The sequence below is a fragment of the Archangium lipolyticum genome, assembly GCF_024623785.1.
Lineage (GTDB): Bacteria > Myxococcota > Myxococcia > Myxococcales > Myxococcaceae > Archangium > Archangium lipolyticum.
The window spans coordinates 20,694-45,972 of sequence record NZ_JANKBZ010000038.1 but is presented as its reverse complement, the minus strand read 5'-3'; the positions used below and the strand labels follow the sequence as shown (position 1 = coordinate 45,972).

Genomic DNA, 25,279 nt, shown 5'->3' with positions numbered 1-25,279 from the left:
CACCCGGGGACGGGGAGGGGCGCGCGGCAGCGGACAGAGGCGGGCCCCGGGTGTCGGCGGGTGGACGGAGCACGGGAGCGAGGGGCCGGGCGGGCGGAGCGTGACTAGCTTCCGCGCGTGAAGAACCGTTGGCTTCCGCTGGTGCTCGCCGCCCTGGTGCTGGCGGGCTGTCCCCTGCCGAATCACCGGCTCGCGCTGCGCATCCGCGACGACGTGCCCGAGACACACGAGGGCCTGTCTCTCGCGTGGTACCAGACGGTGGGCGTGGAGCTCGAGCCGGGCAACAAGGTGGAGCTGGTGCACAACGGCCACGTCTTCGACGTGCTCGAGCAGGAGATTCGCGCCGCGCGCTCCAGCATCCACATCCTCGTCTACATCTGGCGTCCGGGAGAGCCGTCGGAGCGGCTGGTGAAGGCGCTGCGCGAGCGCCACCCGGGCGTGGCGTGCCGGGTGCTGGTGGATCCGCTGGGCAGCATCCGCTTCCAGGACGACGTGGGGCCGCAGCTGGTGGCGGCTGGCTGCGAGGTGCGCATCTTCCGCCCGTTGCAGGGCACCATCTCCACGCTGAACCTGAAGCGCTTCCAGGCGCGGCTGCACCGCAAGCTGGCCGTGCGCGATGGGGTGTCCGGGCTCACGGGGGGCTGGGGCATCTGGAAGAGCTGGGAGGGCAACGGGCGCAAGCCGGACGAGTGGCGGGACGCGAACATCTGGGTGCAGGGGCCGGCGGTGCGAGGCATCCAGCTGGCGTTCGCGCAGAACTGGCAGGAGGCGGGAGGAGGGATGCTCCCGGCGGACGCCTTCCCCGAGTCCATTCCCGAGGCGGGCGGGGCCCGCGCCGGCTTCGTCACGCACACCGGCGCGCCCGTGCTCACCAACGCGGAGCGGATGACGCTGCTGGCGATCGCCTCGGCGAAGAAGCGGCTGTGGATCGCCAACTCGTACTTCATCCCCACGGGGGCCATCCAGGACATGCTCATCGCCAAGGCGAAGGCGGGGGTGGACGTGCGGGTGCTCACGCCGGGGCGGCACCACGACATCCCCCCGGTGCACGAGGGCCAGCGGGCCACCTACGCGCGGCTGCTGGAGAACGGGGTGCGCATCTGGGAGTACGAGGTGTCGATGATGCACTCCAAGACGCTGCTGGTGGATGACCGGCTGTCGATGGTGGGCTCGACGAACATGGATCCGCTGGCGCTCAACGCGGAGGAGGGCTCGCTGGTGGTGGACGACGAGACGCTGGCGGCGGGGATGGCGAAGGACTTCGAGGAGGACATGTCCCACTCGGTGGAGATCCGCTGGGACTCGTGGCGGCGGCGGGGCCTCTTCAAGAGGCTGTCGGAGCGGGTGACGGTGCTCTTCGGCCGGTACCTGTAGCGTGCCCCCGCCCGCCCGCCTGCTCCCCGGGACGGGTTGATGGGCGGAGCGCCATGGCATACAGGCAGCGGGGATGACGCCGGGAGCCGTGGACAGCGCCAGGGAGCGGGAGGCCTCGCGAGGGGCCGGGCACCGGTGGGCGCGCCTCTCGGGAGCACTGGGCCTCTCGGTGGCGGTGCACGTGCTGGGCGCGGTGGCGTTGTGGCGCGGTGTGTCGGAGCCGGAGCGCTTCGTGCCGCCCAGGCCGCTGGAGGTGGAGCTCGTCTGGCGCGAGGCGGCCGGGAGTGGGGGGCCCGGGAGGGGTGGACCCGGGAGTGCCTCCGCCGGGGCTCCGGCGCCGGTGCGGGTCCGCGAGAAGCCGTCACGGCCCCGTCACGAAACACCGCCTCCGGTGACGCGCGCGGAGGTGCCCCCGGAGGAGGAATCGCCACCCGTACTGGAGTCCCAGGCTCCCGTCACACCCCCCGCGGTGGGAAATTCTCCGGAGGCCGTGGCCGCCGCGGCCCCGGGCGGGTCGGGGGAGGGCGGGGAGGGGAGTGGCCCGGCGGAGGGCGCCGGGGTGGGCTCGGGCACGTCGCCGGGGAGCGGCCCGGCGGGAGGCCCTGGCGTGGTGGGGGCGGGGGTGGACCTGGAGCTGCGGGCGTACCGCGAGCAGCTCTCGAGGAGGGTGACGCGGCAGCGGCGCTATCCGTCACAGGCGGTGCGGCTCGGGATGGAGGGCACCGCGCTGGTGCGGGTGCGCATCAACCGGGATGGCTCGTTGGGGGCACCGCCGCGGCTGGAGGGCTCCTCTCGCTTCCGGGTGCTGGACGTCGAGGCGCTGCGCATGGTGGAGGCGGCCGCGCCCTTCGCGCCGCTGCCCGCGGAGCCGTACCGGGAGTCGGCGGAATTCGTCATTCCCGTGAGCTTCTCCCTTCGCGCGGTAGCGGGCTGAGCGCTGGGGTACCAGCCCACCCGGCTCGAATGTGGAGCGGGATTCGGGGTCGAACTCGCCGCCCGCTGAGCGAACCGCTAAGCTGTACTCATTGACAGGGAGGCTTCACGGCAAGGCCGGATGACGTGCTCCCGTGTGTGTCACCGCGGGAGGGCGGCATGGACAACGTCATCGACACTCTCAAGAGCACCCTGGCGATATACGGAGACGAGCGGTTCTTCTTCATCGCCGTCTGCTCCGCGCTGTTGAGCATCGTCTCGTTCCTGGCCTTCGCGCTGCCCTGGACGTGGGTGGCCTACAAGAACCCCGAGTCGCTGAAGAAGTACCGCATCCAGGGCAGGGACTTTCCGGTGAAGCGGTGGCTGGTGCCGTCGCTGCAGCGCTTCGCCATCAACAACCTGGTGTCCTTCCTGGGGGTGGTGCTGTCGTGGCCGCTGGTGCGTCACTCGGGCATCCACACCGGCCCGCTGCCGGCCTGGTACGTCATCGTCGCGCAGATCGCCTTCTTCATCGTCCTGGACGACTTCCTCTACTACTGGATGCACCGGGCGCTGCACACGCCGTGGCTCTACAAGCACGTGCACTCGGTGCACCACCGCATCACCACGCCCTTCGCGCTCACGGGCAACTACATGCACGTGATCGAGTTCATGCTGACCTCGACGCTGGTGATGACGGGCCCGGCGCTGCTGGGCGCACACGTGGTGACGATGTGGTTGTGGATCGTCTTCCGGCAGCTGGAGGCGGCCGACGGGCACTCGGGCTACGACGTGCCGTGGAACCCGGCGCTGCTGGTGCCCTTCTACAAGGGGCCGGTGTACCACGACTTCCACCACCGGCGGTTCTTCGGCAACTACGCCGGCTTCTTCGCCTACCTGGACAAGCTCTTCGGCGGCACCTACTCGAAGGGGTACGAGGACTACCGCCGGGCCCAGCCGCCGGTGACGCCGCCCGTGCCGGAGCCTCAGCCCCAGGTGTCGCCGCCGAGGCAGTAGCGACGGCCCGTTGACATGTCGGAAGGGGAACTGACACGTCGATTTCCCCCTGTCGGGAGGGGTCGCGGATGCGTTCCCCTCTGGACACAGCTGGCATGATGAGTGCAGAACCCGCCGCGAACCCGCTTCCGCGAGGAAGCCTGTCGTTCGAGACGTGTTCATGCCTTCGTTTCTCTTGAGAAAGTCCATGTCGGGACTCGCCCTTCTCGCCAGCTATCTGGCTGCGGGATGCGGGCAGACCACTGAGTCCCCTTCCCCTTCTTCTCCTCCTCCCACCTCCCAGGCCGCGCTGGCCTTCGGCAATGACGGTGAGCTGACGGTCACCGCGGCCAACACGGTGCTCAACCAGTACTCGGCCCTCGCGGCCGACGCCGCCGCGGGCGCCACCACCCTCGAGGTGACCGACGCCACGCAGCTGAACAGCGCGGAGTTCGGCCCGCTGGCCTCGGGTGACCTGCTCCTCATCCACCAGATGCAGGGCGCGGAGATCGACACCTCGGACACGGCGAGCTACGGCACCGTGAAGGACCCGAAGGGCGCGGGCCTGTACGAGTTCGTCTACGTGGGCTCGGTGAACGGCAACACGCTGACCCTGGCGTGTGGGGGCCTGCGCAACGCCTACAGTGCCACGGGGCAGGTGCAGGTGGTGCGCGTGCCGCAGCTCTCGCGCCTCACCGTGGCGGCGGGGGGCAGCATCGTCGCGCAGCCGTGGGACGGCCAGCGCGGTGGCGTGGTGGTTCTCCATGTGCAGGGCACCACCACCGTCGAGGGTGAAATCAACGTGAGCGGCCAGGGCTTCCGTGGAGGAGCCCTGGACAACGAGTCGGACGTCTCCGAGAAATTCGTCCAGATCTACCTCTCGAATGACCCCCTGCTCGGCGGCGAGAAGGGCGAGAGCATCGTGGGGAACGCGGCTGTCTACCAGGCCCTGGGTGGACGCTACGGCCGGGGCGCACCGGCCAACGGCGGCGGCGGTGGTAACAGCCACAACGCGGGCGGCGGTGGCGGCGCCAACGGCCACAACAGCAATCCCTGGAACGGCCAGGGCGTGATGAGCGAGACCATCCCCGGCGCGGAGGCCTGGAAGCTGGATCCGTTCTACATCGCCAACAACAACATGCTGGCCAACTCGTCGGGCGGCGGGCGTGGCGGCTACAGCTACTCCAGCACCAACCAGAACGCGTTCGTGCAGGAACCGGGTCATATCTTCTGGGTGGGCAACCTCCGCCAGCAGGTGGGTGGACTCGGCGGGCACCCGCTCGAGCAGGACGTGACGAAGCGCCTCTACTTCGGTGGCGGCGGTGGCGCGGGCGATGCCAACAACAACGCCTCGTCACCGGGTGCCAACGGTGGCGGCGCCGTCTTCCTCATCTCCAACACGGTGAGCGGCAGCGGCTTCATTCGCGCCAACGGCGCCTCCGCGGGCGGCACCAAGGAGCCCCATACCGACGCGCTCGGCGGTGGCGGTGGCGGTGGCACCCTCGTCGTCGTCAGCAGCAACCTCAGTGGCGTCACCCTGGAGGCGAATGGCGGCGCGGGCGGCAACCAGTTCATCGAGAACGACGAGGCCGAGGGCCCGGGCGGTGGCGGTGGTGGCGGCTTCATCGCCGTGTCGGGCGGCACCGTGACGACCTCGGTGTCCGGCGGGCCGAGCGGCACCACCACGTCAGCCGCGCTGACCGAGTTCCCCGCCAACGGCTCCACCACCGGCTCCATGGGCCAGACGGGCTCCGTGTCCCTGAACGCGCTGCCCCTGTCGGCGTGCGCGTCGACCGACCTGCGGGCCACCATCACCAATGGACAGACCACCTCGGTGGCGGGCACGTCCAGCACGTACACCTTCACCGTCTCCAACGCGGGTCCCGTCACGGGGACGGATGCACCCGTCTCCGTGCCGCTGCCTCCGAACGTGACGGGCATGGAGTGGACGTGTGTCGCCGCGGGTGGGGCCACCTGCCCGGCGGCCAGCGGCTCGGGTGCCATCGCCACGAACGTCACCCTGCCGGCGGGTGGCTCGCTCACCTACACGCTCGTCATCACGAGCTCCCCCACCGCCACGGGCGACCTGACGGTGACGGGCTCCATCGGCACTCCGGCGGACGTGAGTGACCACGCGCCGGAGAACAACACGGCGACGGACACCGACACGCTGACGTCTGCCCAGGCGGACCTCTCCGTCAACCTCACCGAGTCGGAGGATCCGGCCACCCAGGGCACTTCGCACACCTATACCGCGCAGGTGAACAACGCGGGCCCGAGCACCGCCACCAACGTCTCGGTGAGCTTCCCCATCCCGGAGGGCTCCACCTTCGTCAGCGCCGAGGGCCCGGGCTGGACCTGCGCCGAGGCCGCTGGCACCGTCACCTGCACCCGGCCGAGCCTGCCCCCGGGCAGCGCTCCGGACATCACCATCCAGGTGAACCCCTCGTCCACGAGCGGCACGCTCAACGCCTCGGTGAACGTGACGTCGGACGTGACGGACCCCAACACCGGCAACAACACGGACTCGGAGACCACGACGGTGGTCGGCGACAGCGACGGCGATGGCCTGAGCGATGACAAGGAGCGCGAGATCGGGACGGATCCGAACAACCCGGACTCCGATGGTGGCGGGGTGAACGATGGCGAGGAGGTCCGGCGTGGGACCGATCCCAAGACGGTCTGGGATGACCAGGAGCTCCGGGTGGTGGGCAGCGGCTGCAGCGCCACCGGCTCGGACAGCGTGCCCGCCCTGGGCTTCCTGGCGGCCCTCGCGGCCCTGGTGTTCGCTCGCCGCCGGGGTGCCCGCGCCCGCCAGGTCTCGGGTGCCCTGGCCTCGGTCGGGGCCGTGGCGGTGATGGCCTCGGCCCTGCCGGCCCAGGCCCAGTACTCCACCGCCATCGACGTCCAGCAGTTCAAGCCCGCTCCCGGCCAGTCCGACGTCCTCGGCCTGCACGGCGCGGGCGTGCCGGGCCACCTGCGCTGGAGGGCCGGTCTCTTCATCAACTACGCCGATGATCCGCTCATCATCATCAACCCGGCCACCGATGCCCGCGTCCGCCGGCTCGTGGACCAGCAGCTGGGCTTCGACCTCATCGGCGCCATCGGCCTCGGTGAGCGCTTCGAGGTGGGCTTCACCCTGCCCATCGCCCTTCAGCAGAACGTGTCTGGCATCAACTCCACCGGTGTCCGGGAGACCGCCTGGGGTGGAGGCTTCGGGGACCTGCGGCTGATTCCCAAGGCGCAGCTGCTGAAGACCGGGGGCCTGCGGCTGGCCCTGGCCGTGCCGGTCATCCTGCCCACGGGCGGGTCCGGTGACTTCCGTGGCCAGTCCGGGTTCGGCGTCCAGCCGCGCGTGACGGCGGACTACGCCTTCGAGGAGGGCGGCGTGCGCCTGCTGGCCAACGTGGGAGTCAACTTCCGCGAGCGCCAGGAGCTGCTCAACCTCTCCGTGGGCAACGAGCTGAGCTACGGGGTGGGCACTGCCATCCCGTTCGAGATCGCGGATCACCGCTTCACGGGCCTGGTGTCGGTCGCGGGAGCGGCGGGTCTGGGTGCCACGGGTGGCACGCAGCGGGAGGAAGTGCCGCTGGAGCTTCAGGGCGCGCTGCAGTACCGCATCACGCCCAAGCTGCTGGCGACGCTGGGTCTGGGCCGCGGCATCATCCGGGGCTACGGCATGCCCGAGTACCGCGTGCTCGGCGGCATCGTCTGGACGGAGGAGGAGGAGCCCAAGAAGGCGCCGCCGCCCCCGCCGGCGCCGGTCGACAGTGATGGCGATGGCTTCGTGGACGGCCAGGACAAGTGCCCGAGCGAGCCCGAGGACAAGGACGGCTTCCAGGACGAGGACGGCTGCGCGGATCCGGACAACGATCAGGACGGCATTCCGGACGCGCAGGACAAGTGCCCGAACGAGGCCGAGGACAAGGACGGCTTCGAGGACGAGGATGGCTGCCCGGATCCGGACAACGACCAGGACGGCATCACGGACGGCCAGGACAAGTGCCCGATGAAGCCCGAGGACAAGGACGGCTTCCAGGACGAGGATGGCTGCCCGGAGCTGGACAACGATCGGGACGGCATCCCGGACGCGCAGGACAAGTGCGTGAACGAGGCCGAGGTCATCAACGGCGTGGATGACGAGGACGGGTGCCCGGACCAGGGCAAGACGAAGGTGGAGGTGAAGGCGGGGAAGATCCTCATCCTGGAGAAGGTGTACTTCGCGACGAACAAGGACGTGGTGCTGCCGCGCTCGTTCCCGCTGCTGCAGCAGGTGGCGTCGGTGCTTCGTGCGAACCCGCAGCTGACGAAGGTGCGCATCGAGGGCCACACGGACAACCAGGGCGATGACGCCTTCAACATGGACCTGTCGCAGCGCCGCTCGAACAGCGTGATGCGCATCCTGGTGGAGCGTGGAATCGCGGCCGAGCGGCTCGAGGCGGTGGGCTACGGTGAGACGAAGCCGGTGGACACGAACAAGACGGCGGCGGGCCGCGAGAACAACCGCCGGGTCGAGTTCACCATCCTCGAGACGAAGGAAGAGGCGCAGTAGGCGGTAGACATCGGGTGAAGTGACATGGGGTGGGGGTGCCGGGGAGTCCGGTGCCCCCACCCCGTGTGTTTTCAGGAGGGCCGCACGAGCTCCTCGAAGCGGCGCCAGGAGACATTGCGGCCGGTGAGGACGATGGCGGTGGGGCCGAGGGAGCGGGGCAGGAGCTTGCGGAGGGCGGCGAGCCCGGCGGCGGCGGAGGGCTCGATGACGTATTTGGTGTCGGAGACGCACCAGCGCATGGCGTCGCGCAGCTCGTCATCGGAGACGAGGACGAACTCATCGACGAGGCGCTGGAGGTAGGGCCAGGGGAGGAGGTCGCGCTCGACCTCAGCGCCGATACCCTCGGCGATGGAGGGGCGGAGGCCGTTGACGTCGACGGGCTGGCCGGCGCGGTGCCATTGAGCGAGGACGGCGGAGGACTCGGGCTGGACGCCGATGAGGCGGATGCGGGGGTTGGCGGCCTTGAGGACGACGCTCATGCCGGCGAGGAGTCCGCCGCCGCCGACGCCGACGAGGACGGTTTCCACATGGGGGCAGTCCTCGAGGATTTCGAGGGCGATGGTGCCACCGCCCTCCATCATGTGGCGGTCGTTGTAGGCGGAGAGGAAGGTGTAGCCCTGCTCGGAGGCGACGCGGAGGGCGGCCTCACGGGCCTGGGGGACGCTGTCGAAGAACTCGATGTGAGCGCCTTGGTCCTGGATGAGGCGGAGCTTGTCGGGGTCTACGGAGCGGGGCAGGTAGATATGGGCCTTGGAGCCGAGGGTGGCGGCGGCGTAGGCGAGGCCGATGCCATGACCGCCAGCGGTGGGGGCGATGAACTCGGCGTGGGGCTGGGAGGCGCGGACGGAGAGGACCTTGTGGAGGGAACCGCGGGGCTTGAAGCTGCCGGTGACCTGGAGGTTCTCGAGCTTGAGGAAGACGGGCGAGCCCGCGAACTTCGAGAGGGAGGAATTGTGCTCGAGGGGGGTGTGGCGGATGTAGGGAGCGATGCCGCGGCGGGCGGCGAAGAAGTGGGAGGGGAGGAGTTCCGAGCTCATGTCGGGTGCCTGTCTAAACCAAGCACGAACGGTTTGCCCGTGTATGCCCCCTCTCCCTCTGGGAGAGGGCTGGGGTGAGGGTCTGCGCGACACGTGTGTTGGGAGGTACGTGGAGCACGGCGCAGTGGAGGACCGGGCGCGAGACCGCCATTGGCTCCTCACCCATTACGTCGACCGCCAGACCACCAACACGGGAGGCCAGTGTTGGCCAGGAAGTGGCGCCCCCGGGGACTGCGCCAGAATCTGCACGGGCCGCGACTCCGCCGCCGGTGGAGCCACCCCCCGCGGCCGCCGCCTCTCCCTCGGCGTCCGGAAAGGACAGAGCCCCCGTGAAGAAGAAGCAGAAGACGACAGACCCCCAGCGGGAAACGCGGTCCAGGAGCGCGGAGGTCATCGCGCGCAACGTGTGTCTGGGTTTGACGGGAGCCGCCCTGCAGGCCTGTCTCGGTGCGCAGCAGCAGGTTCCGCCGGTGCGCCTGGAGCCTCCTCCGCAGGAGTGCCCGGCGGGCGCCGTGAAGATCATGACCGAGACACTCGGCCTGAGCATCGGAGAAATGAAAGCTGTCGATTGGTCCGACGTTCGGGGCAGGCCCGTCCCCGTGCGCGAAGACAGCACGGTCCGAGTGGGTGGCCACTGGGAGACCGCCCAGGGACAGATCGCGCTGCCGGATGAAACGCGCCTCTCCGGGCGGCTCTACTTCGGGGAGAAGCGCGTGTACGGCCGCTTCACCACGGCCCACACTCCCAGCGGGGAGACGTACCGGGTGTGCATGGAGTTGATGGACAACAGAGACGATGCAGGCCTGCCCATCGAGCCCGGCAGTGAGCTGGGGAATGTACTGGTCAGTCCCCTCGCACTGGTGCGGGTGGTGGACCGCTTCGACTGAGCCAGGTGGGTAGGTGCGGACAGGGGGAGGTTCCGGGCGCGCTCGGGAGAAACTGGTCCGATGGTCGGACCAGTTCGTGCGCTGCGCGACCGGAAGGTCCCCCTCCTCTGGCTGCGCGCCTACGCGCGGAGCGCACCGAGCGACAAGTGCACCCCATACATGACCGGGTGGGAAGTGTGGTAGAGGCCGACTTCTCCGGTCTCGTCCGCTCGCTTTGGAGGTCTCCGCCCCATGTTCGCCCTCTCCTCCGCCGCCCTCATGGGATGGACCCTGCTCGCCGCGCCCATCGACGCTGCGGCACGGCCCTTACTCCCCGTCTGCGAGACGGGCACGCGCCACCTCGCGCTGACGGCGGATGCCCCCAACAAGCAGGGGGAGGTATGCATTCATCCGGGGGGGTCCACCACCCTGATCTTCGACTCGCCTCTGGCGCGCGTGGAACTGGCCGGGCCGGAACGTTTCCGAGTGGTGGATGGAGGAACGGCGTCCCTGACCCTCATCCCCTCGAATGCATTGTCCGATGGGGAACGTGTGCTGGTGACGGTCTACTTCCAGGACGGCGCGGCGCCCGCGAGCGCTACCTTCGAACTGGTGGTCCATCCTTTCCAGGCCGAACGACTGGTGGAGGTGACGCGCCAGCCGCGCACGCTCGCGTCCTACCGGCAGGGTGAGCAACAGGCGCGGGCCGAAGCGAGGCAATGCCGGGAGGAGAAGGCGCGTGTTGAGGCTGAGTGCGCCGGGCAGGTAGGGCTCACGGGTCTTATCGTTCACAATCTCATGGGAGCAGGAGGCATCGCTTCCAAGGACATCAAGAGAGACGTCACCGCGCGTCCGGGCAACACGCTCCAACTCATGTCGGCTCGCAGCTATCGCTCCGACACCGAGCGCACGGAGGACGGGCAGAAGCTGGTGCGGCTGGCCGTGGAGATGGAGGTGAAGAACACGGGGACGCGAGCCTGGACACCCGTTGGTGTGGTGCTGGTGGGGCTTGGGCTCGTGGAGTTGAAGACCTTCGGCATCTGGCCGAGGGAGCCCATCCCCGCGAGAGCGAGTCGGCGCGTCGTCGTGGAGGTGGAGGCGGCGGAGAACGAGGCGCGCGGCACATTCACCCTGAAACTGTGGAGCCAGGAAGGCGGCGCCAGGGTCGAGTTCCTCGACGGCGTGACGTTCCCTTGAGCCCTCGACCTGCTCCGAGGACTCAGTGGGACTGTGGCTCAGGAGTGGCGTAGGTCCGTTCCAGCGCGCCCATCAGTTCCTCACATTCGAGCAGATTCATGACGGCGTGCTGGAAGAACACTTCGGCACGCCAGATGCGCGTTGTGCTTGTCCTGGAAGCAGAGCTTCTTCTTGGGCGTGGTTTCCTCATCGAGGCTCGCGCGGTTCCGCTCCCAGCGCAGGCGGAGCCGCCTCATGCACCCGGTGGGCGTTCTCGTGTCCTGCGGATGCTTCTGGGGGTGCTCGCTCAATCCGCTTTCCGGCTCGACGTGGACATGCACTTCGACTGGACATCCCGGGGGACGGCTGTCAGCGTCGCGCCCCGAAAACGACAGCGGACACGGAGGCCGTCATGAAGATCAAGCTGACGAGCATCATGGTCGATGACCAGCAAAAGGCGCTCGACTTCTACACACGGGTTCTGGGCTTCGTGAAGAAGCACGACATCCCGTTGGGGGCGTTCAAATGGCTGACGGTCGTCTCACCCGAGGGGCCAGGGGATATCGAGTTGGTCCTCGAGCCGAACGCGAATCCGGCGGCGAAGACCTACCAGAAAGCCCTTCATGAGCAGGGGATACCGTTGACGGCGTTCGCGGTCGACGATGTCCAGAAGGAGTACGAGAGGCTGAAGGCGCTGGGCGTGGTGTTCAAGTCGGAGCCCAGGAAGGTGGGAGAGGTCACCATCGCCGTCCTCGACGATACGTGCGGCAACCTCATCCAAATCTATCAGACCTGAATGGGGCCCTGGCCTCGTCCCAGCGGTGTCCGAGGACCGCGAAGAACACGAAGACGCCCATGAAGAAGAGGGGCAGGAGCACGGCTCGCCGCACCACCCGGAAGACGGAGGCTCCTGCATCGTCGCTGCGTGACAACAATCTCGCGCCTGGTGCGCTGCGAAGGGCGGTGACGAGCTCGGCTCCCTCGATGAGGCGGATCGTGTTCGCGACGCCCAGTGACGAGGGCACGACGACGTCCTCGAGCGGCTCGCCCCAGCGGCACTCCTCCTGGAAGGAATCGTCGTCGCGGCAGAGCAGCCATGCGGGCACGGGCTGCTCGGGCGTCCAGCCTTCGGGGACGAGCGGCGCGAGCTTCGCGGAGTCCACGGTGCTGCCTTGCCGCGACAGGCGCTGGTTGGCGGAGAAGTCTCTTCGCAGGGTCGCTCCCCGCAGGTGGAAGGCCCCTCCGGTGACCCGAGGCAGCTCGTGCAACTCGACGGTCCGCACCACCGGGCCCACCAGGAAGAGCTCGGAGGAGAAGGCGACCAGGGTGAAGAACAGGCCCAGCGCCGCGAACGCGCACCCGGATCCCAGGTAATAGAACGGGTCGAAGCCGAAGTAGGCCGCGAGCCGCCGCACCCCCATGAACACCAGGGGGAAGGAGAAGAAGGTGGAGAAGACGCCGAGCAGCAGGCTCTGCTCCAGCACCCATCCGAGGGCGCAGCCGTAGAGCGTGGTGTACAGCAACCCGCTCAGCACGAAGGCCGGGATGCTGCGCGGGCCCTTGCCCTCCCGGAGCCGGAAGATCCACGTCCGGGCCACCAGGAAGAGAACCACCGCGAGCGCGAAGGCGCCCACGTCCACCTTCCAGGGGAGGGATGAGGTCCCGACCTTGTGCTCATCCTCCCAGGAGGGGCTGGGGTAGCTGGCGAGCCACCGTGTCTCCTCGAGCGCCTTGTTCCACGCCTCGGCCGTCGAGGAACCGGACGGTTCATCGCCGAGCCGCTCCATGGCCTGCTTCCACGCCCCGGTCACCTGCGGGAGTCCGCGCCAGTAGCCGCCGTGTTCGCCGAAGTCCTCGTTGGGAATCACCCATGCATCCGCGGGGTGGATGGAGAGGACCACCAGCCAGCCCGAAACGCTCCACGCGGTACGCACATGCTCGGCGAGCGCGCGTGTCTCCACGGGGTGTCTGACGCGGTCGTACACCACGAGCGTCAGATAGGTGTCGAACTGCTGCCAATCCCTCGCCGTGCGCGTGAGCTCCGGGGTGAGGAGCTGATCGGGATCGGCCACGAGCGCGTGGGGCCGGTGAAAGGCCGCGAAGGGCCCGGGGTCCTGTTTCGGGGGGGTGTAGGCGCGGGCCATCCACTGGGAGAAGACCCGGGTCGCGGCGCGCACGGCGCGGTCGGGCTCCGTCTCGGCCCGCATGGCCTTCTCGGCCGAGTTCCGGACCGCGTCGAAGTCATCCCAGGAGCCCAGGTTCCAACCCGGGCTGACGCCCGCGGAGAGGTGCTCGAGTGCGATGACGAGCACGGCTCCATCCTCCTTCTCGCCCGCGACGCGCCAGGAGTCGTAGAGCTCATTGGCGAGGTAGCGCAGGTCGTCCGGGTAGCTGGGGATGACGACGACGACCAGCCGGCCATGTCCTTGCTCGGAGAGGCCGGCCGCCAGCTGGTTCACCGCCTCGAACGTGTCCGGCTTCAGGGTGCCGGTGGTATCCACCAGCGCCTGCCCGGAGGCGGGGAGTGGAATGTCCTCCCAGCGCGGCGCGGCGGCGTGCGCGGAGCCCATGCCAACGAGGAGGGAGAGGAGCCAGAGCCAACGCATCATGCGCGGAGCGTAACCCGCCTCGGGTGCACGCATGAGCCGCGCCTGGGCTCACGATGAGTTTCGTTTCTGGGAGGAAGGCGCGGGCTGCCGTGACGTTGGCGGGACGGGGTGTCTACCGGGTGGAAGCGGGGACTCCCCCCACCACGACAAGGAGCGATTCCATGGCCAATCCGTGCCAATCCATCATCGACAAGATCCGTGCGCTCGAGAGGGAGAAGAGCGATCTGATCCGGGACATCCATGATGCGGATGAGGGTGGCCCTGTGCACAAGCCGCCCGTACACGATCCTGAGTTCAAGGAGCTGACCAGGCAAATCACCCAGGAGACGAAGAAGCTGAACGCGTGCCTGATCAAGAACGCGTCGCCCGTGCCCATGGTGCTGTCCGTCGAGAGCCTCTCGAGCAGCGATGCGAACGATCCAGGGCCGTTCGAGAGCGACGAGCCGTACGTCCTGGTGTATGTGCTCAACCTGCCGAGTCTGACCAATCCCACCCTGCCGAGGCCGAAGGTGGTGCTGGTGGGGCCGCTGTCGGAAGTCGACGCGGGCGAGAGCCACAAGGCCCCGGCGAACGTGCTCTGGGGAATCGACGGAGTGCCGAGGCCGATTCCCAAGCCCGAGGACATCATCCTGCTGGTGGCGCTGGTGGAGAATGACTTCGCGTCGGCGGCGAGCGTCAGGACGCTCGTGGAGGTGACGATGGGCGCCGTTCTCGCGGTGAACCTGCCCAGTGTCGGCAATCGACAGGAGTTCGTGAGGAGACTGCGCAATGGGATGGAGGGCGCCATCCAGACGGCGGTGAAGGCCGGGTTCCCGGATCGTGACGACCTGATCGACTCGGTAAAGGAACTGCGCCTGGGCGCGCTCGACGTGGCGCACGCGTTCCACTTCGGCGGCACGCCCCTGGAGCTTTCCTTCAAGGGAGACGACTCCCATTACAGGGTGACGTTCCGGCTCAAGAGGGCGTGAGCGGCCGTGCGGCCTGGAGCGTGAGGGAGCGCGCTTCAGGCCGCACTCGCACTATGGCGCGCGCGGGGCGAGGACGCACTGACCGAGCTGCGTATCGCAGACGGGCTCGAGCTCCCTGGGGTCCAGACAGGCGGCGGTGACGCACTCGCCGGGCAGACAGACGACGGAGGCTCTCTGGGACAGCAGGCGTGCGTGCTGTTGGAACTGGGAGAGATTGGCGTTCGAGTTGAGAGCGCCGAAGCACTGGAAGGCGCCCAGACAGCTCTGCCCGCCGACGAGGGCCAACAGGTCGACGGTCTGACAGGAATCGCCGGGGCGGCAGCGGGCATATTGGGTGACGAGGGTTCCGGCGGTCGCCTGGATTTGTTCGCAGTTGGCACAGCCGGACAACCAGAGGGCGAGGGCCCCCGTACACGAAACGACAATCCGTCGCATCATCACGACCCTCCGAGAGGGAGGCACCTTGTGCACGGAGGGTGGTTCGCGCATCGCCCCGAGGCGCCGTTCCCTGGTGTACACACCCTCTCTCCCTCTCCCTCTGGGAGAGGGCCGGGGTGAGGGTATCGGGAGCACTCGGGTTCAGCGCAGAGGCAGCTCGCGGAAGGCGGCCTCATGCAGCTCCAGACGCCGCACGGCGTCCACGAAGCGTTCGGTGCAGATGAAGGTCGTTTCGAAGTCGGACAGCCGGAACAGATCGAGGTCCACGGGGAGCGAGGAGGCGTCGAGGATGAGCTCCTTCGGACGTTTGAACCCATTGCGGCCACACTTCGGACACTTTGGGGGGCGGTCCGGGGGCAGGCAGTCGATGTGCAGCCTGCCATGAGGCAGGACTTCCAGCTCCACCAGCTCAGGGTGTTTCTTCTGGCGAAAGCGCAGCTCGGTGGGAAACCCCCTCAACCCGCGCACGCCCTCGGCTCGAAGCTTCTCCAAGGCCTCACGATGCATCACGGGCATCTGGACGAAGTAGAAGAAGATGGGGCTGAAGGTGCCGGTGGCCGTGCCCACCAGGGGTCCGAACTCCACACCCGGAAGGAGTTGAGCGCCGGGTGGGGCGAATGGCCGCACCAACTCGCGCAACCGCACGAACTCGCCGAAGGGTTCGGGTCGGGCGGCCTCGAACGCCGTTCGTTGGGGAAGAGAGGACAGATCCACGCTCGGATAGGCAGTGGCACTCCCGGCCCAGGTGGCTCCGCATTCAGGACAGTGGAGTCCGGGGAGTCCTCCCCATTTATGACGGGCCTTGCTGAGGTCGCCCGTGCAGCGCCACTCCTTGGGCTCGTGGAGCCAGTAGAACTTCGTCATCCCGTCATCTCCTCCCGCGGTAGCTCAGCGGAGGGGCAGCTCGCGGAAGGCGGCCTCATGCAGCTCCAGGCGCCGCACGGCATCCACGAAGCGCTCGGTGCAGATGAAGGTCGTCTCGAAGTCGGACAGCCGGAACAGGTCGAGGTCCACGGGGAGCGAGGAGGCGTCGAGGATGAGCTCCTCCGGACGTTTGAACCCATTGCGGCCACACTTCGGACACTTTGGGGGGCGGTCCGGGGGCAGGCAGTCGATGTGCAGCCTGCCATGAGGCAGGACTTCCAGCTCCACCAACTCGGGGTGTTTCTTCTGGCGAAAGCGCAGCTCGGTGGGAAACCCCTTCAACCCGCGCACGCCCTCGGCTCGAAGCTTCTCCAGCGCTTCGCGATGCATCAATGGCGACTCGACGAAGTAGAAGAAGATGGGGCTGAATGTACCGGTGGCCGTGCCCACCAGGGGGCCGAATTTGGCTCCTGGAAGGAGTTGCGCTCCGGAAGGGACGAGTGGCCGCACCAACTCGCGCAACCGCACGAACTCGTCGAAGGGCTCCGGTCGAGGCACCTTGAACTCCCGCTCATCTGGGAGCGAGGACAGGTCCGCGTTCGGGAAAGAGGTGGCGCTCCCGGCCCAGGTTGCTCCGCACTCCGGGCAACTGACGCCAGGGAGTCGCCACTTGTGAGTGGCTTGGAGCTCTCCCGTATAGCGTGACGCCGTGGGCGATTGGAGCCAGTAGAACCTCGTCATCCTGTCATCTCCTCCCGCGGTAGTACGGCACGATGGGCCCGGTCAGGTCGAAGCGGAAAATCAATTCTCCCGCATGGCGATAGATTTGTGCCGGTGTCGCATCAGGGTTTTGTTCCTTGAACTGTCTCCAAGCCGCGTTCCACAGCCCGCCACTCCGTCCACCTCCATGGATGCGGAGGTGGATGTGCTCGGGGATGAGCATGGTGAATTGGTGGATGTCCTTCACGCCTTGCCCGAGGAACCACTCCCTGAGGTCCGAGGCTTGAGGAAGCAGATGGTGGCGGACCCAGCGGCCCGGAGGAAGAGAGGGAGTGGGAGGTTTGGGGTCGAAGTGGTGGTTGAAGCGGAAGGTGAGGACGGGCTGGGTGCCTCGCGGACCCAAGGGGCCCCACCAGCGGCGCGGGGTGGGTGAGGCACCCGGGATGTAGATGGGACCGCCTCCGCGGTAGGCCAGGAGCACCTCACGGGGAGCCACGTCGCGGCAGAGGAAGAAGCCGCACTCGTCCGAGTCCTCGCGGCACAGCAGGACGACAGTCCGCGCGTCCTCGCAGCCTTCTTCCCACGAGGACACCACCTGCGGTGTCTCGTCCACATCGCGGGTGGAGGGATTCGTGGTCGCGCACGCGGTCAGTAGCGTGCACAGCAGCGCCAGCCAGCGCTTCGACACGGCTCTCATGTTCTGCTCCTCCTGTTCTCGCCGGGTGACGGCGTGCACCTCCGCGCCACATTGGACAGCGCGAGAATCCTTCCGTCCACCCGCGCACGTGGACGAAACTGTGCCCATGCGCATCGAGCACGTGGCCATCTGGACGAAGGACATCGAGCGGCTCCGCTCTTTCTACGAGACGTACTTCCAGGCCAGCGCGGGGCCCCGGTACGTCAACGAACGCAAGCAGTTCACGTCGTACTTCCTGAGCTTCGCCTCGGGTGCGCGTCTGGAGATCATGGTGAAGCCCCAGCTCGTGCCCTCCAACGGCAACGCCGATGCCCCGCCCACCGGCTACGCGCACCTGGCCATCTCCCTGGGCTCTCGCGAGGCCGTGGACTCCATGGCCGAGCGCTTCCTCCGCGAGGGCCATCCCGTGGTGGATGGTCCGCGCCAGACGGGGGATGGGTACTACGAGTGCGTCGTGCTCGACCCCGATGGCAACCGCATCGAGATCACCGTCTGACCCGAGCTCCCTACGGCAGGTTCAGCGTCCGCACGAACTCGAGGTACTTGGGCGCAATCCCCTCGACGAGCTCCCGTCCACCTGCCTCGTAGGCTCGCGCGAACTCGTCCGCGGCCCGGTCCAGGTTGCCGAGCTCCAGCTCGCACTGGCCCAGCCTCATGTGCAGGAAGGGCACGCCCCTGCCTCCGGCGCTGCGCATCGCGCCATGCAGCGCGTGCCGGCTCTCGCTGAACAGCCCCAGGTGGAAGCACGCGTCCCCGATGGCCGTCAGCACCCGGACCGCCTCGTCGTGCAACTCCACGGGTCTCGGAATGAGCGCGAGCGCCTCGCGGAACTTCAGGAGCGCGGCCGGCAGATCCTTCTGTGCGGCCAACACATCTCCCACGGAGCACAGCCCGGCAATCCTCGCGCGGCGAGCGTCATCCATGGAGACATGGTTCTAGAACAGGTGCCGGGAGTCCAGATATCCACCCCCCCCTCATCCGCGCGCATCCTCGTCGTTTCTCGTTTCCTGAGGCAGCTCGCGCAGGGGCACGAGCCGGCGCAACAGCGGCCCGCCATGTTTGAGGCGCGCGATGCGCTGCGAGGGATAGATGCCCCGGTGTCCCGTGAACAGGTAGGCCAGGGTGCTCACGATGGCCACGTGGGGCAGCACGGCGCTCCCGAGCAGCTCCACGGCCATGATGGACAGCGCGAGCGGCGTGTTGGCGGCGGCGGCGAACATGGCGGCCAGTCCCACCGCCGCGCCCATGTCCAGGGGCAGTCCGAGCAGCCGCGCCAGCACGTTGCCCAGGGCCGCGCCGATGAAGAAGAGCGGCGTCACCTCGCCGCCGAGGAAGCCCGCGCTCAGCGTCAGCGCGGTGAAGAGCAGCTTGAGCGCGAACGCGGTCGAGGGCAACTCGGGGTCCGTGAAGGCGCGGAGGATGGTGGGCACGCCCAGACCCAGGTACATGTCCGTGCCCACCAGCCACCACAGCCCCACGAGCAGGAGCCCGCCCGCGGCCATGCGCAGCGGCAGGACGGGGACGTGGCGCTCCCAGCGCTTCTTCATCCAGTGCACCAGCTCCACGAAGGTGATGGCCACCAGCGCCACGGCCACGGCGAACACGAGCCACTTGCCGAGCAGCGGCACCGTCAGCGGCAGCGGCGCGGGCGCCGGGTAGGGCGTGTGCTCGATGCCCAGCCCCCGGGTGACGAGGTCTCCCACCACGGCCGCCACCAGCGAGGGCAGCAGCGCCTCGTAGCCCATGCGGCCGATGACCACCACCTCCAGGCCGAACACCGTGCCCGCGATGGGCGTGCCGAACACGGAGCCGAAGCCTCCGGCGATGCCCGCGGCGAGCAGCTCGCGGCGGGTGGCCGGCTCCACGCGGAAGCGGTGCGCCACCGCCTCGGCCAGGCTGCCCCCCATCTGCACGGCGGTGCCCTCGCGACCGACGCTCCCTCCGAAGAGGTGCGTGAGCACCGTCCCCACCAGCACCATGGGCGCCATGCGCAGCGGAATCCGTGCATCGCCCTCGTGCACGCTGTCGATGACCAGGTTGTTGCCGCCGCGGATGGGCTTGCCCCACCTGTCATAGATGAGCCCGAGCACCAGCCCCGCCAGTGGCAGCGTGAAGACGAGGACGGTGTGGTGCTCGCGCAGGTGCGTGGCCCGGCCCAGCAGGTACAGGAAGACGGCCGAGGCGATGCCCGAGACGACGCCGACGACGCCGCCGAGGAGGAGCCACTGGAGGAACGACCGGGCGCTGGATGGCGGACGCATGGCGGTTCAGGTGTCTACATCTCTTCGGCGGTACGTGGGGGAGAAGACTCCAGGTCGGACCCGGGTGCCATTGTGGCGGGGGCCCTCTTCCTCTTGACTGTGCGGACGCTGGCCTTGCGTCCCCGCGTCGGGGAGCGGCTCCGTGAGGTGGTCTCGATGAACCGTCATCTCGTGCTCGTCCCGGGCTTCGGCGGGTTCGATGCCCTCGGTACCCTGCGCTACTACGAAGGCGTCACCGGCGTGCTGGAGCAGACTCCGCTCGTCCTTCACTACTTCCCCAACCTGCCCACGGCCAGCGTGCGGACCCGGGCCGAGCAGTTGCTCGCCTTCCTCCACGAGCGCTGGCGCCGCAACGAGCTGCGCCCGGGGGATGAAATCCACCTCGTGGGGCACTCCACTGGCGGGCTCGACCTGCGGCAGCTCCTCGTGCGCTACCGGGAGCTGGAGCTGTCCCAGGACCGGGTCCGCGAGGGCTCGGCGCTGGAGGTGCTCCGGCACATCCGCTCGGTGCAATTCCTCTCCACGCCGCATCGCGGGTCGAACCTCGCCGCCCAGCTGAGCCATCCGCTCGTCCGCGCCCTGCTCATCCGTCCCCTCCTGCGCGTCTGCTACGAGACCGTGCGCGGGCTGCGCGAGCGCGGCACCTCGTGGAGCGGCCACCTGCTGCGCGGCGTCCTCTTGCGCGGCAAGCGCCTGGAGTCGGCCAACTGGATCGACGCCTTGCTCGATACGCTACAGGGCTGCCACTCCCAGGAGGGCGCCTACCCGAGCGCCCTGGCGCGCGCCTCGTACTTCGAGCTGCTGCGCTGGCTGCTCCACATGGCCAGCGACTCCTCGGCCCTCAGCGACCTCAACCCCACGCGTCTCGGTGACGCGCCTCCGAGCCCCGCGCACGAGGACCACCCCGAGAACGAGCGGCGCTTCCTCGACGAGCACGGCATCCGCTACGCCTCCATCGTCACCGTGGCCCGGCCCAAGACGGGGCGGCGGTTGGATCTCTTCAACCAGCTCTACTCGCTCACGGCCGACTCGCCCGTGCCCCGGTTGGGGCTGGCGCAGGCCGTGCAGAAGCTGATGGATCCCCGCTCCGCCCGCATGCTCACACCGGCCGACAACGACGGGCTCGTCAACACCGTCTCCCAGGTGTGGCCCGACGCCGCCTCCTCCTACCTCGTCGAGGCCGACCACGCCGACGTCATCGGCCACTTCCAGGCCGACACCGGCGAGGACACCCACGGCTCCTTCAAGCGGTACGACCTGCTCAACTCGTCCTCGGGCTTCGACGCGCCCGCCTTCGAGGCGCTGTGGATGCGCATCGCCGGCTTCGTGGAGGGCCGGGCCTACCACGAGGCGCTCGAGTCGCGCCGCCACACGTCCCGGGCCTCGATGCCCATCGACGCCCACCTCTGATGATCGGCCGCTCCGGGTCCGCCTGGGGAGGGGTCCTCTTCTCCGGGGCAGGGCGCCGTCCGTCACTGAACAGCCCTCGTCCCGGCGGGGGCTGGAGTGCGTTCACCATCCATCATCGGATTGCCCGGCGGAGCCCCCCGGGACTGGGGGTCCAGAGACCACGTTCCTAATTTTTTCGTGTGCCTGTCACGGGAGCGTGGATCATGCAGGGCCTGCAGGAGAGCCAGGGGCTGGGTGCCGAGCATTCGTTGGCGCCGCAGCGGCGGTTGGTGTTCGAGCATACGATCGAAGGGCTCTTCCGCATCTCGCTGCGCCATCGGTTGTCGGCGCTGGCCTGGCAGTCGTTGCGCGAAGCGGGGTTGGATCTCTCCCGGCCCCTGGCGCCCGCCTACCCGTACGAGACGTGGAAGCGCGCGTTGGAGATCTCCGTCGCCGACCTCTACCCCTTCCTGCCGCGCGAGGAGGCCTGGCGCCGGATGGGGCGGGACGTGGTGGACGGCATGATGCGCACCGTGATGGGCCGCGCCATGGTGGGCGTGTCCCGGCTCCTGGGGCCGCTGCGCTCGCTGCGGCGGCTCAACAGCACCCTGCGCAGCGCGGACAACTACGCCGAGTCGCGTCTCTTCGAACTGTCCCCCAACTGCTGCGAGGTGTGGATCAACGAAGTGATGGAGCAGCCTTCCTACTACCAGGGAGTGCTCGAGGCCTGCGTCACCCTGGCCGGCGGCCGTGACGTCAGCACCCGGGTGCTGTCACGGGATGGCCATGGCGCATTCCTTCACGTGGAGTGGAAGGATTGACTCGGAGGTAGACAGGAGGAGGGAGTCTTCCACTCCAGGAGTGAGGTGAAGTCTACCCACATGGGTATGGGGAGACTCGGCGAGCGGGGCGTCTCCCGGGTGAAGATGTTTTGAGGGCTGTGCGGCTCTCGCCGGGTTTCAGGCATACTCGGACGGTAGGGGGGGCGAGCGCCCTTCATCGAATGCCGAGTCTGTCCACCAAGGTCGAGGGAGCGCAGGGCGTCGGGGGGTTGGAGCCACCGAGGCGCAGGCGCGTGCGCGCGCGCAGGGTGGCCCGGTTGCTGGGCTCGCTGGACGTGTTCCTCTCCGAGCCGCTGCGCCGTGCCTCGGCGGAGGAGCGCGTGCGCTGCCGGATGCTGGTGGGCGCCAGCTGCCTGCTGCTGCTGGTGGATGTGCTCTTCCTGTTCTACGTGCCTTTTTCCGGCGCCCCCTGGGCGTTCGGTCTCATCGGCGTGGGGTGCTTCGGGGGCTTCGCGGGCGCGCTGTGGCTGCTGCGCCGGAGCACCTCCTCGAGGGGTCCAGCGGTGGTGCTGTGCACGCTGCTGACGGGGGGGATCGTGGCCTCGGGGTTCTTCGCGAAGGACGTCAGCGTGGGGCTGCACCCCGCGTGCATGCTGATTCCGGTGCTGTCCATCTACCTGCTGGGGACGTGGGACAGCCTGCCCTTCGTCGTGGTGGTGGGCGTGAGCGTGGGCCTGGCGCTGCCGCTGTGGCACGGGGCGCGGGGCAGCGAGTGGATGCGGTGTGTCTTCGCCGCCGTCTTCATGCTGGGCACGTGGGGGATGGGCTGGTTGATGCTCGCCTCGCGCGCCCAGATGAGCACGGAGCTGGAGCGGGCGCTGCGCACGTTGCGCGAGAGCGAAGGCAAGCTGACGAGCCTGCTGGAGAACACCGAGGACATCGTCTGCTCGCTGGATGCCGAGGGGCGGCTCATCGCGGCCAACCTGGCGCTGCGGGACATGTACCAGGAGATCATCGGCGAGGAGCCCATGGCCGGAGATCTGCTGTTCCCGGAGCGGGCCCCCGAGACGCTGCGCCGACGCTGGAAGGAGTGCACCGCGCAGGTGCTCGCCGGCAAGCGGGTGCGCTTCGAGGCGTCGCCCTCCCGGCTGAAGCGGGCGCGGGTGCTGGACATCTCCGTCAACCCCGTGCTGGATGGAGGGGGACAGGTGGTGGGGATGACGGTCTTCGGCCGGGACATCACGGCTCGCAAGGAGGCCGAGGCGCGGCTGGGGGAGATGCACCGCAGCCTGATGGACGTGTCACGTCAGGCGGGCATGGCGGAGATGGCCACGGGGGTGTTGCACAACGTGGGTAACGCGCTCAACAGCGTGAACGTGTCGGTCAACCTGCTGTTCGAGCGGCTGCGGCAGTCGCGGGTGGAGGGCGTGGGAAAGGTCGCGGAGCTGCTGGCCGAGCACGGCGCGGACCTGGGAGCCTTCCTCACGGCCGACGGACGGGGCAGGCAGTTGCCCGCGTACCTGCGGGTGCTGGGGACGCAGCTCAACGCGGAGAGGGCGGTGTTGCTGGAGGAGGTGCGGACGTTGCAGACGAGCGTGGAGCACATCAAGACCGTGGTGAGCATGCAGCAGGCGCACGCCCGCTTCTCCGGGGTGGTGGAGCGGCTGGAGGTGACGGAGCTGCTCGACGATGCCCTGCGCCTGCAGGCCGAGTCCTTCGAACAGCTGGGCATCCAGGTGCGGCGCGAGTACACCCCGGGTGCGCTGGTCCAGGTGGACCGGCACAAGCTGCTTCAAATCCTGCTCAACCTGCTGAGCAACGCGCGCCATGCGTTGCTGGAGAGCGGGCGGCCGGACAAGCACCTCGTCATCCGGGTGGAGCGTATGGTCGCCGAGCGGTTGCGTATCGCTGTAGCGGATAATGGAGTGGGCATCTCCCCGGAGGACGCACCCCGTCTGTTCACCCAAGGATTCACCACGAAGAAGGACGGACACGGGTTCGGCCTTCACATCAGCGCCCTGGCGGCGGCGGAGATGGACGCGTTCCTCTCCTGCACGAGCGACGGCCGTGGCCAGGGCGCCACCTTCACCATCGACCTGCCCATCGCGGGCGAGGAGAGCAGGGCATGAGTGCCCCCACCGCAACCAACCGCCGCATCCTGGTGGTGGACGACAACCAGGCCATCCACCAGGACTTCCGCAAGATTCTGTGCGCGCCACCGGCCAGCACCGCGCTGGACGCCATGGAGGCCGCGCTCTTCGGAGGCCCCGAGACGGCGCCCGCGGACGCGGGCTTCGAGGTGGACTCGGCCTACCAGGGCGAGGAGGGCATCGCCCGGGTGAAGGCCGCGGTGGCCGAGGGGCGGCCGTACGCCCTGGCCTTCGTGGACATCCGCATGCCTCCCGGCATCGACGGCGTGGAGACGGCGCGCCGCCTGTGGAAGGAGGACGAGGACCTGCAGATCGTCCTGTGCTCGGCCTATTCCGACTACTCGTGGGAGGAGATGACGCAGCGGCTGGGGCTCAGCCAGCGCCTGCTGATTCTGCGCAAGCCCTTCGACAACATCGAGGTGCGGCAGCTGGCGCACGCGCTCACGGAGAAGTGGGAGCTGCTGCGCCAGAGCCACCGGAGGTTGGAGGACCTCTCGCGCGAGGTGGAGGAGTGGACGCGCGAGCTGGCCATGGCCAACGAGCGGCTGCGCAAGGAGATGGAGGACCGGGCGAAGCTGGAGCTGCGGCTCGCGCAGTCCCAGCGGCTGGAGGCGCTCGGGCGGTTGAGCGGTGGACTGGCCCACGAAATCAACAACCCCCTGAGCGTCATCATGGCGAGCGTGGGCTTCATGCGCGCGGAGCTGGAGGACCAGGTGAAGGGGGGCCGGCAGGCGGACGCGCAGGAGCTGAGCGAGGTGTGCGCGGACGCGATGATCGGCGCCGAGCGCATCCTGCGCATCGTCAACGACTTCCGGCTCTTCTCGCGGTTGGACGGGCAGCCGCCGGGGCGGGTGGACCTGCGCGAGGTGTTGGACCATGCCCTGTCGGGAGCCAGCTACACGCTGGGGCCCAAGGCGCAGGTGGTGCGTGACTTCCAGGACGTGCCGGCGGTGTGGGGCAGCGAGCAGGGCCTGGAGCAGGTCTTCCTCGGGCTGCTGAACAACGCGGGGTATGCCATCCAGGGCAGCCCGGAGCCGCGGGTGACGATCGTCGCGCGCCAGCGGGAGGACGGGTGGGTGGTGGTGGAGGTGAAGGACAACGGGACGGGCATCCCCCCGGAGCACCTGGGCCGCATCTTCGACCCCTTCTTCACCACCAAGCCGCCGGGCACGGGCACGGGCCTGGGCCTGTCCATCTGCTACGGCATCGTCTCGGGGCTCGGCGGCAGCATCGAGGTGGAGAGCACGCCGGGCAAGGGCTCCACCTTCCGGGTGAAGCTGCCGCGCGGGCCGGAGGCGATGGTGTCGGCCGCGGGCCCCGCGGAGCCGCAGTAATCTCTTCGCGCGGCTCGGCTGGCGTCCCGCGAGGGTGGAGATGACGCGCGAGGTGGAGGACTCCGAGGCGGAGTGACTCCGCCCGGCGGAGCCTGCCCGGAAGTGGACGCTCCCTGGCCCCGGGGTGGTGGGCGGGAGACACGCTGCCCTGGAG

At 68.7% G+C, this 25,279-nt stretch carries 21 protein-coding genes; 13 read left to right on the top strand and 8 right to left on the bottom strand.

Features of this window, described 5'->3' with window-relative positions; genetic code table 11:
• Window positions 1-117 precede the first annotated feature (117 nt).
• The 4 genes from NR810_RS44850 (at window position 118) to NR810_RS44835 (ending at window position 7,834) form a co-directional block, all read left to right on the top strand.
• The gene (locus NR810_RS44850) at window positions 118-1,374 is read left to right on the top strand and encodes a phospholipase D-like domain-containing protein (RefSeq protein ID WP_257461739.1); all 1,257 of its coding nucleotides are present in this window, start codon (window positions 118-120) and stop codon (window positions 1,372-1,374) included.
• 73 nt (window positions 1,375-1,447) lie between these two features.
• Entirely contained in the window at window positions 1,448-2,308 is an 861-nt protein-coding gene (locus NR810_RS44845) for an energy transducer TonB (RefSeq protein WP_257461738.1), read from the top strand.
• 158 nt (window positions 2,309-2,466) lie between these two features.
• The gene (locus NR810_RS44840) at window positions 2,467-3,303 is read left to right on the top strand and encodes a sterol desaturase family protein (protein ID WP_257461736.1); all 837 of its coding nucleotides are present in this window, start codon (window positions 2,467-2,469) and stop codon (window positions 3,301-3,303) included.
• A gap of 187 nt (window positions 3,304-3,490) precedes the next feature.
• Window positions 3,491-7,834, top strand: a complete 4,344-nt coding sequence (locus NR810_RS44835) for an OmpA family protein (RefSeq protein ID WP_257461735.1) — start codon at window positions 3,491-3,493, stop codon at window positions 7,832-7,834.
• Window positions 7,835-7,905: 71 nt separating this feature from the next.
• Here NR810_RS44835 and NR810_RS44830 read toward each other — a convergent pair whose 3' ends face one another.
• The gene (locus NR810_RS44830) at window positions 7,906-8,871 is read right to left on the bottom strand and encodes a threonine ammonia-lyase (protein ID WP_257461734.1); all 966 of its coding nucleotides are present in this window, start codon (window positions 8,869-8,871) and stop codon (window positions 7,906-7,908) included.
• A 329-nt stretch (window positions 8,872-9,200) separates the two neighbouring features.
• On the opposite strand from NR810_RS44830, the gene NR810_RS44825 reads away from it, so the two are divergent.
• From NR810_RS44825 to NR810_RS44815, 3 genes are all read left to right on the top strand, one after another.
• The gene (locus NR810_RS44825; protein ID WP_257461732.1) at window positions 9,201-9,758 is read left to right on the top strand and encodes a hypothetical protein; all 558 of its coding nucleotides are present in this window, start codon (window positions 9,201-9,203) and stop codon (window positions 9,756-9,758) included.
• A 231-nt stretch (window positions 9,759-9,989) separates the two neighbouring features.
• On the top strand, window positions 9,990-10,934 hold the full coding sequence (locus NR810_RS44820; protein WP_257461731.1) for a DUF2381 family protein: 945 nt from the start codon (window positions 9,990-9,992) through the stop codon (window positions 10,932-10,934).
• A 391-nt stretch (window positions 10,935-11,325) separates the two neighbouring features.
• Window positions 11,326-11,709, top strand: coding sequence for a VOC family protein (locus tag NR810_RS44815; protein WP_257461730.1), 384 nt, complete (start codon window positions 11,326-11,328; stop codon window positions 11,707-11,709).
• Here the strand turns inward: NR810_RS44815 and NR810_RS44810 are convergent.
• Window positions 11,687-13,522, bottom strand: coding sequence for a TPM domain-containing protein (locus tag NR810_RS44810; protein WP_257461729.1), 1,836 nt, complete (start codon window positions 13,520-13,522; stop codon window positions 11,687-11,689). The genes NR810_RS44815 and NR810_RS44810 overlap by 23 nt on opposite strands.
• 161 nt (window positions 13,523-13,683) lie before the next feature.
• Between NR810_RS44810 and NR810_RS44805 the strand changes: the two genes are divergently transcribed.
• A complete protein-coding gene (locus NR810_RS44805) occupies window positions 13,684-14,490 on the top strand; it encodes a hypothetical protein (protein WP_257461727.1) in 807 nt (268 codons plus the stop codon).
• A 51-nt stretch (window positions 14,491-14,541) separates the two neighbouring features.
• On the opposite strand, the gene NR810_RS44800 is transcribed toward NR810_RS44805, so the two are convergent.
• The 4 genes from NR810_RS44800 to sitA6 all read right to left on the bottom strand — a co-directional run bounded on the left by NR810_RS44800 (window position 14,542) and on the right by sitA6 (window position 17,209).
• Window positions 14,542-14,928 (bottom strand): hypothetical protein, encoded by a 387-nt coding sequence (locus NR810_RS44800; protein ID WP_257461725.1) that lies wholly within the window; start codon window positions 14,926-14,928, stop codon window positions 14,542-14,544.
• A gap of 141 nt (window positions 14,929-15,069) precedes the next feature.
• Window positions 15,070-15,792, bottom strand: a complete 723-nt coding sequence (sitI6, locus tag NR810_RS44795) for a SitI6 family double-CXXCG motif immunity protein (RefSeq protein ID WP_257461724.1) — start codon at window positions 15,790-15,792, stop codon at window positions 15,070-15,072.
• A gap of 24 nt (window positions 15,793-15,816) precedes the next feature.
• Window positions 15,817-16,533, bottom strand: a complete 717-nt coding sequence (gene sitI6, locus NR810_RS44790) for a SitI6 family double-CXXCG motif immunity protein (RefSeq protein ID WP_257461723.1) — start codon at window positions 16,531-16,533, stop codon at window positions 15,817-15,819.
• A 4-nt stretch (window positions 16,534-16,537) separates the two neighbouring features.
• On the bottom strand, window positions 16,538-17,209 hold the full coding sequence (sitA6, locus tag NR810_RS44785; RefSeq protein WP_257461722.1) for a SitA6 family polymorphic toxin lipoprotein: 672 nt from the start codon (window positions 17,207-17,209) through the stop codon (window positions 16,538-16,540).
• Window positions 17,210-17,315: 106 nt separating this feature from the next.
• Between sitA6 and NR810_RS44780 the strand changes: the two genes are divergently transcribed.
• Window positions 17,316-17,705, top strand: coding sequence for a VOC family protein (locus tag NR810_RS44780; protein ID WP_257461721.1), 390 nt, complete (start codon window positions 17,316-17,318; stop codon window positions 17,703-17,705).
• Between the two features lie 10 nt (window positions 17,706-17,715).
• On the opposite strand, the gene NR810_RS44775 is transcribed toward NR810_RS44780, so the two are convergent.
• Both NR810_RS44775 and NR810_RS44770 read right to left on the bottom strand, forming a co-directional pair.
• The gene (locus NR810_RS44775; protein ID WP_257461719.1) at window positions 17,716-18,132 is read right to left on the bottom strand and encodes a tetratricopeptide repeat protein; all 417 of its coding nucleotides are present in this window, start codon (window positions 18,130-18,132) and stop codon (window positions 17,716-17,718) included.
• A 51-nt stretch (window positions 18,133-18,183) separates the two neighbouring features.
• Complete coding sequence (locus NR810_RS44770; protein ID WP_257461718.1) at window positions 18,184-19,470, bottom strand: chloride channel protein; 1,287 nt, start codon at window positions 19,468-19,470, stop codon at window positions 18,184-18,186.
• Between the two features lie 156 nt (window positions 19,471-19,626).
• Here NR810_RS44770 and NR810_RS44765 point away from each other — a divergent pair, with 156 nt between their 5' ends.
• From NR810_RS44765 to NR810_RS44750, 4 genes are all read left to right on the top strand, one after another.
• Window positions 19,627-20,880, top strand: coding sequence for an esterase/lipase family protein (locus NR810_RS44765; RefSeq protein WP_257461717.1), 1,254 nt, complete (start codon window positions 19,627-19,629; stop codon window positions 20,878-20,880).
• Window positions 20,881-21,083: 203 nt separating this feature from the next.
• The gene (locus NR810_RS44760) at window positions 21,084-21,680 is read left to right on the top strand and encodes a DUF2378 family protein (RefSeq protein ID WP_257461715.1); all 597 of its coding nucleotides are present in this window, start codon (window positions 21,084-21,086) and stop codon (window positions 21,678-21,680) included.
• Window positions 21,681-21,934: 254 nt separating this feature from the next.
• Entirely contained in the window at window positions 21,935-23,770 is a 1,836-nt protein-coding gene (locus NR810_RS44755; RefSeq protein ID WP_257461714.1) for an ATP-binding protein, read from the top strand.
• Window positions 23,767-25,125 carry a hybrid sensor histidine kinase/response regulator gene (locus tag NR810_RS44750; protein ID WP_257461713.1) on the top strand — a complete coding sequence of 453 codons (1,359 nt, stop codon included), beginning with the start codon at window positions 23,767-23,769 and terminating at the stop codon, window positions 25,123-25,125. Before NR810_RS44755 ends, NR810_RS44750 begins: the two co-directional genes overlap by 4 nt.
• The last annotated feature ends 154 nt before the right edge of the window (window positions 25,126-25,279 follow it).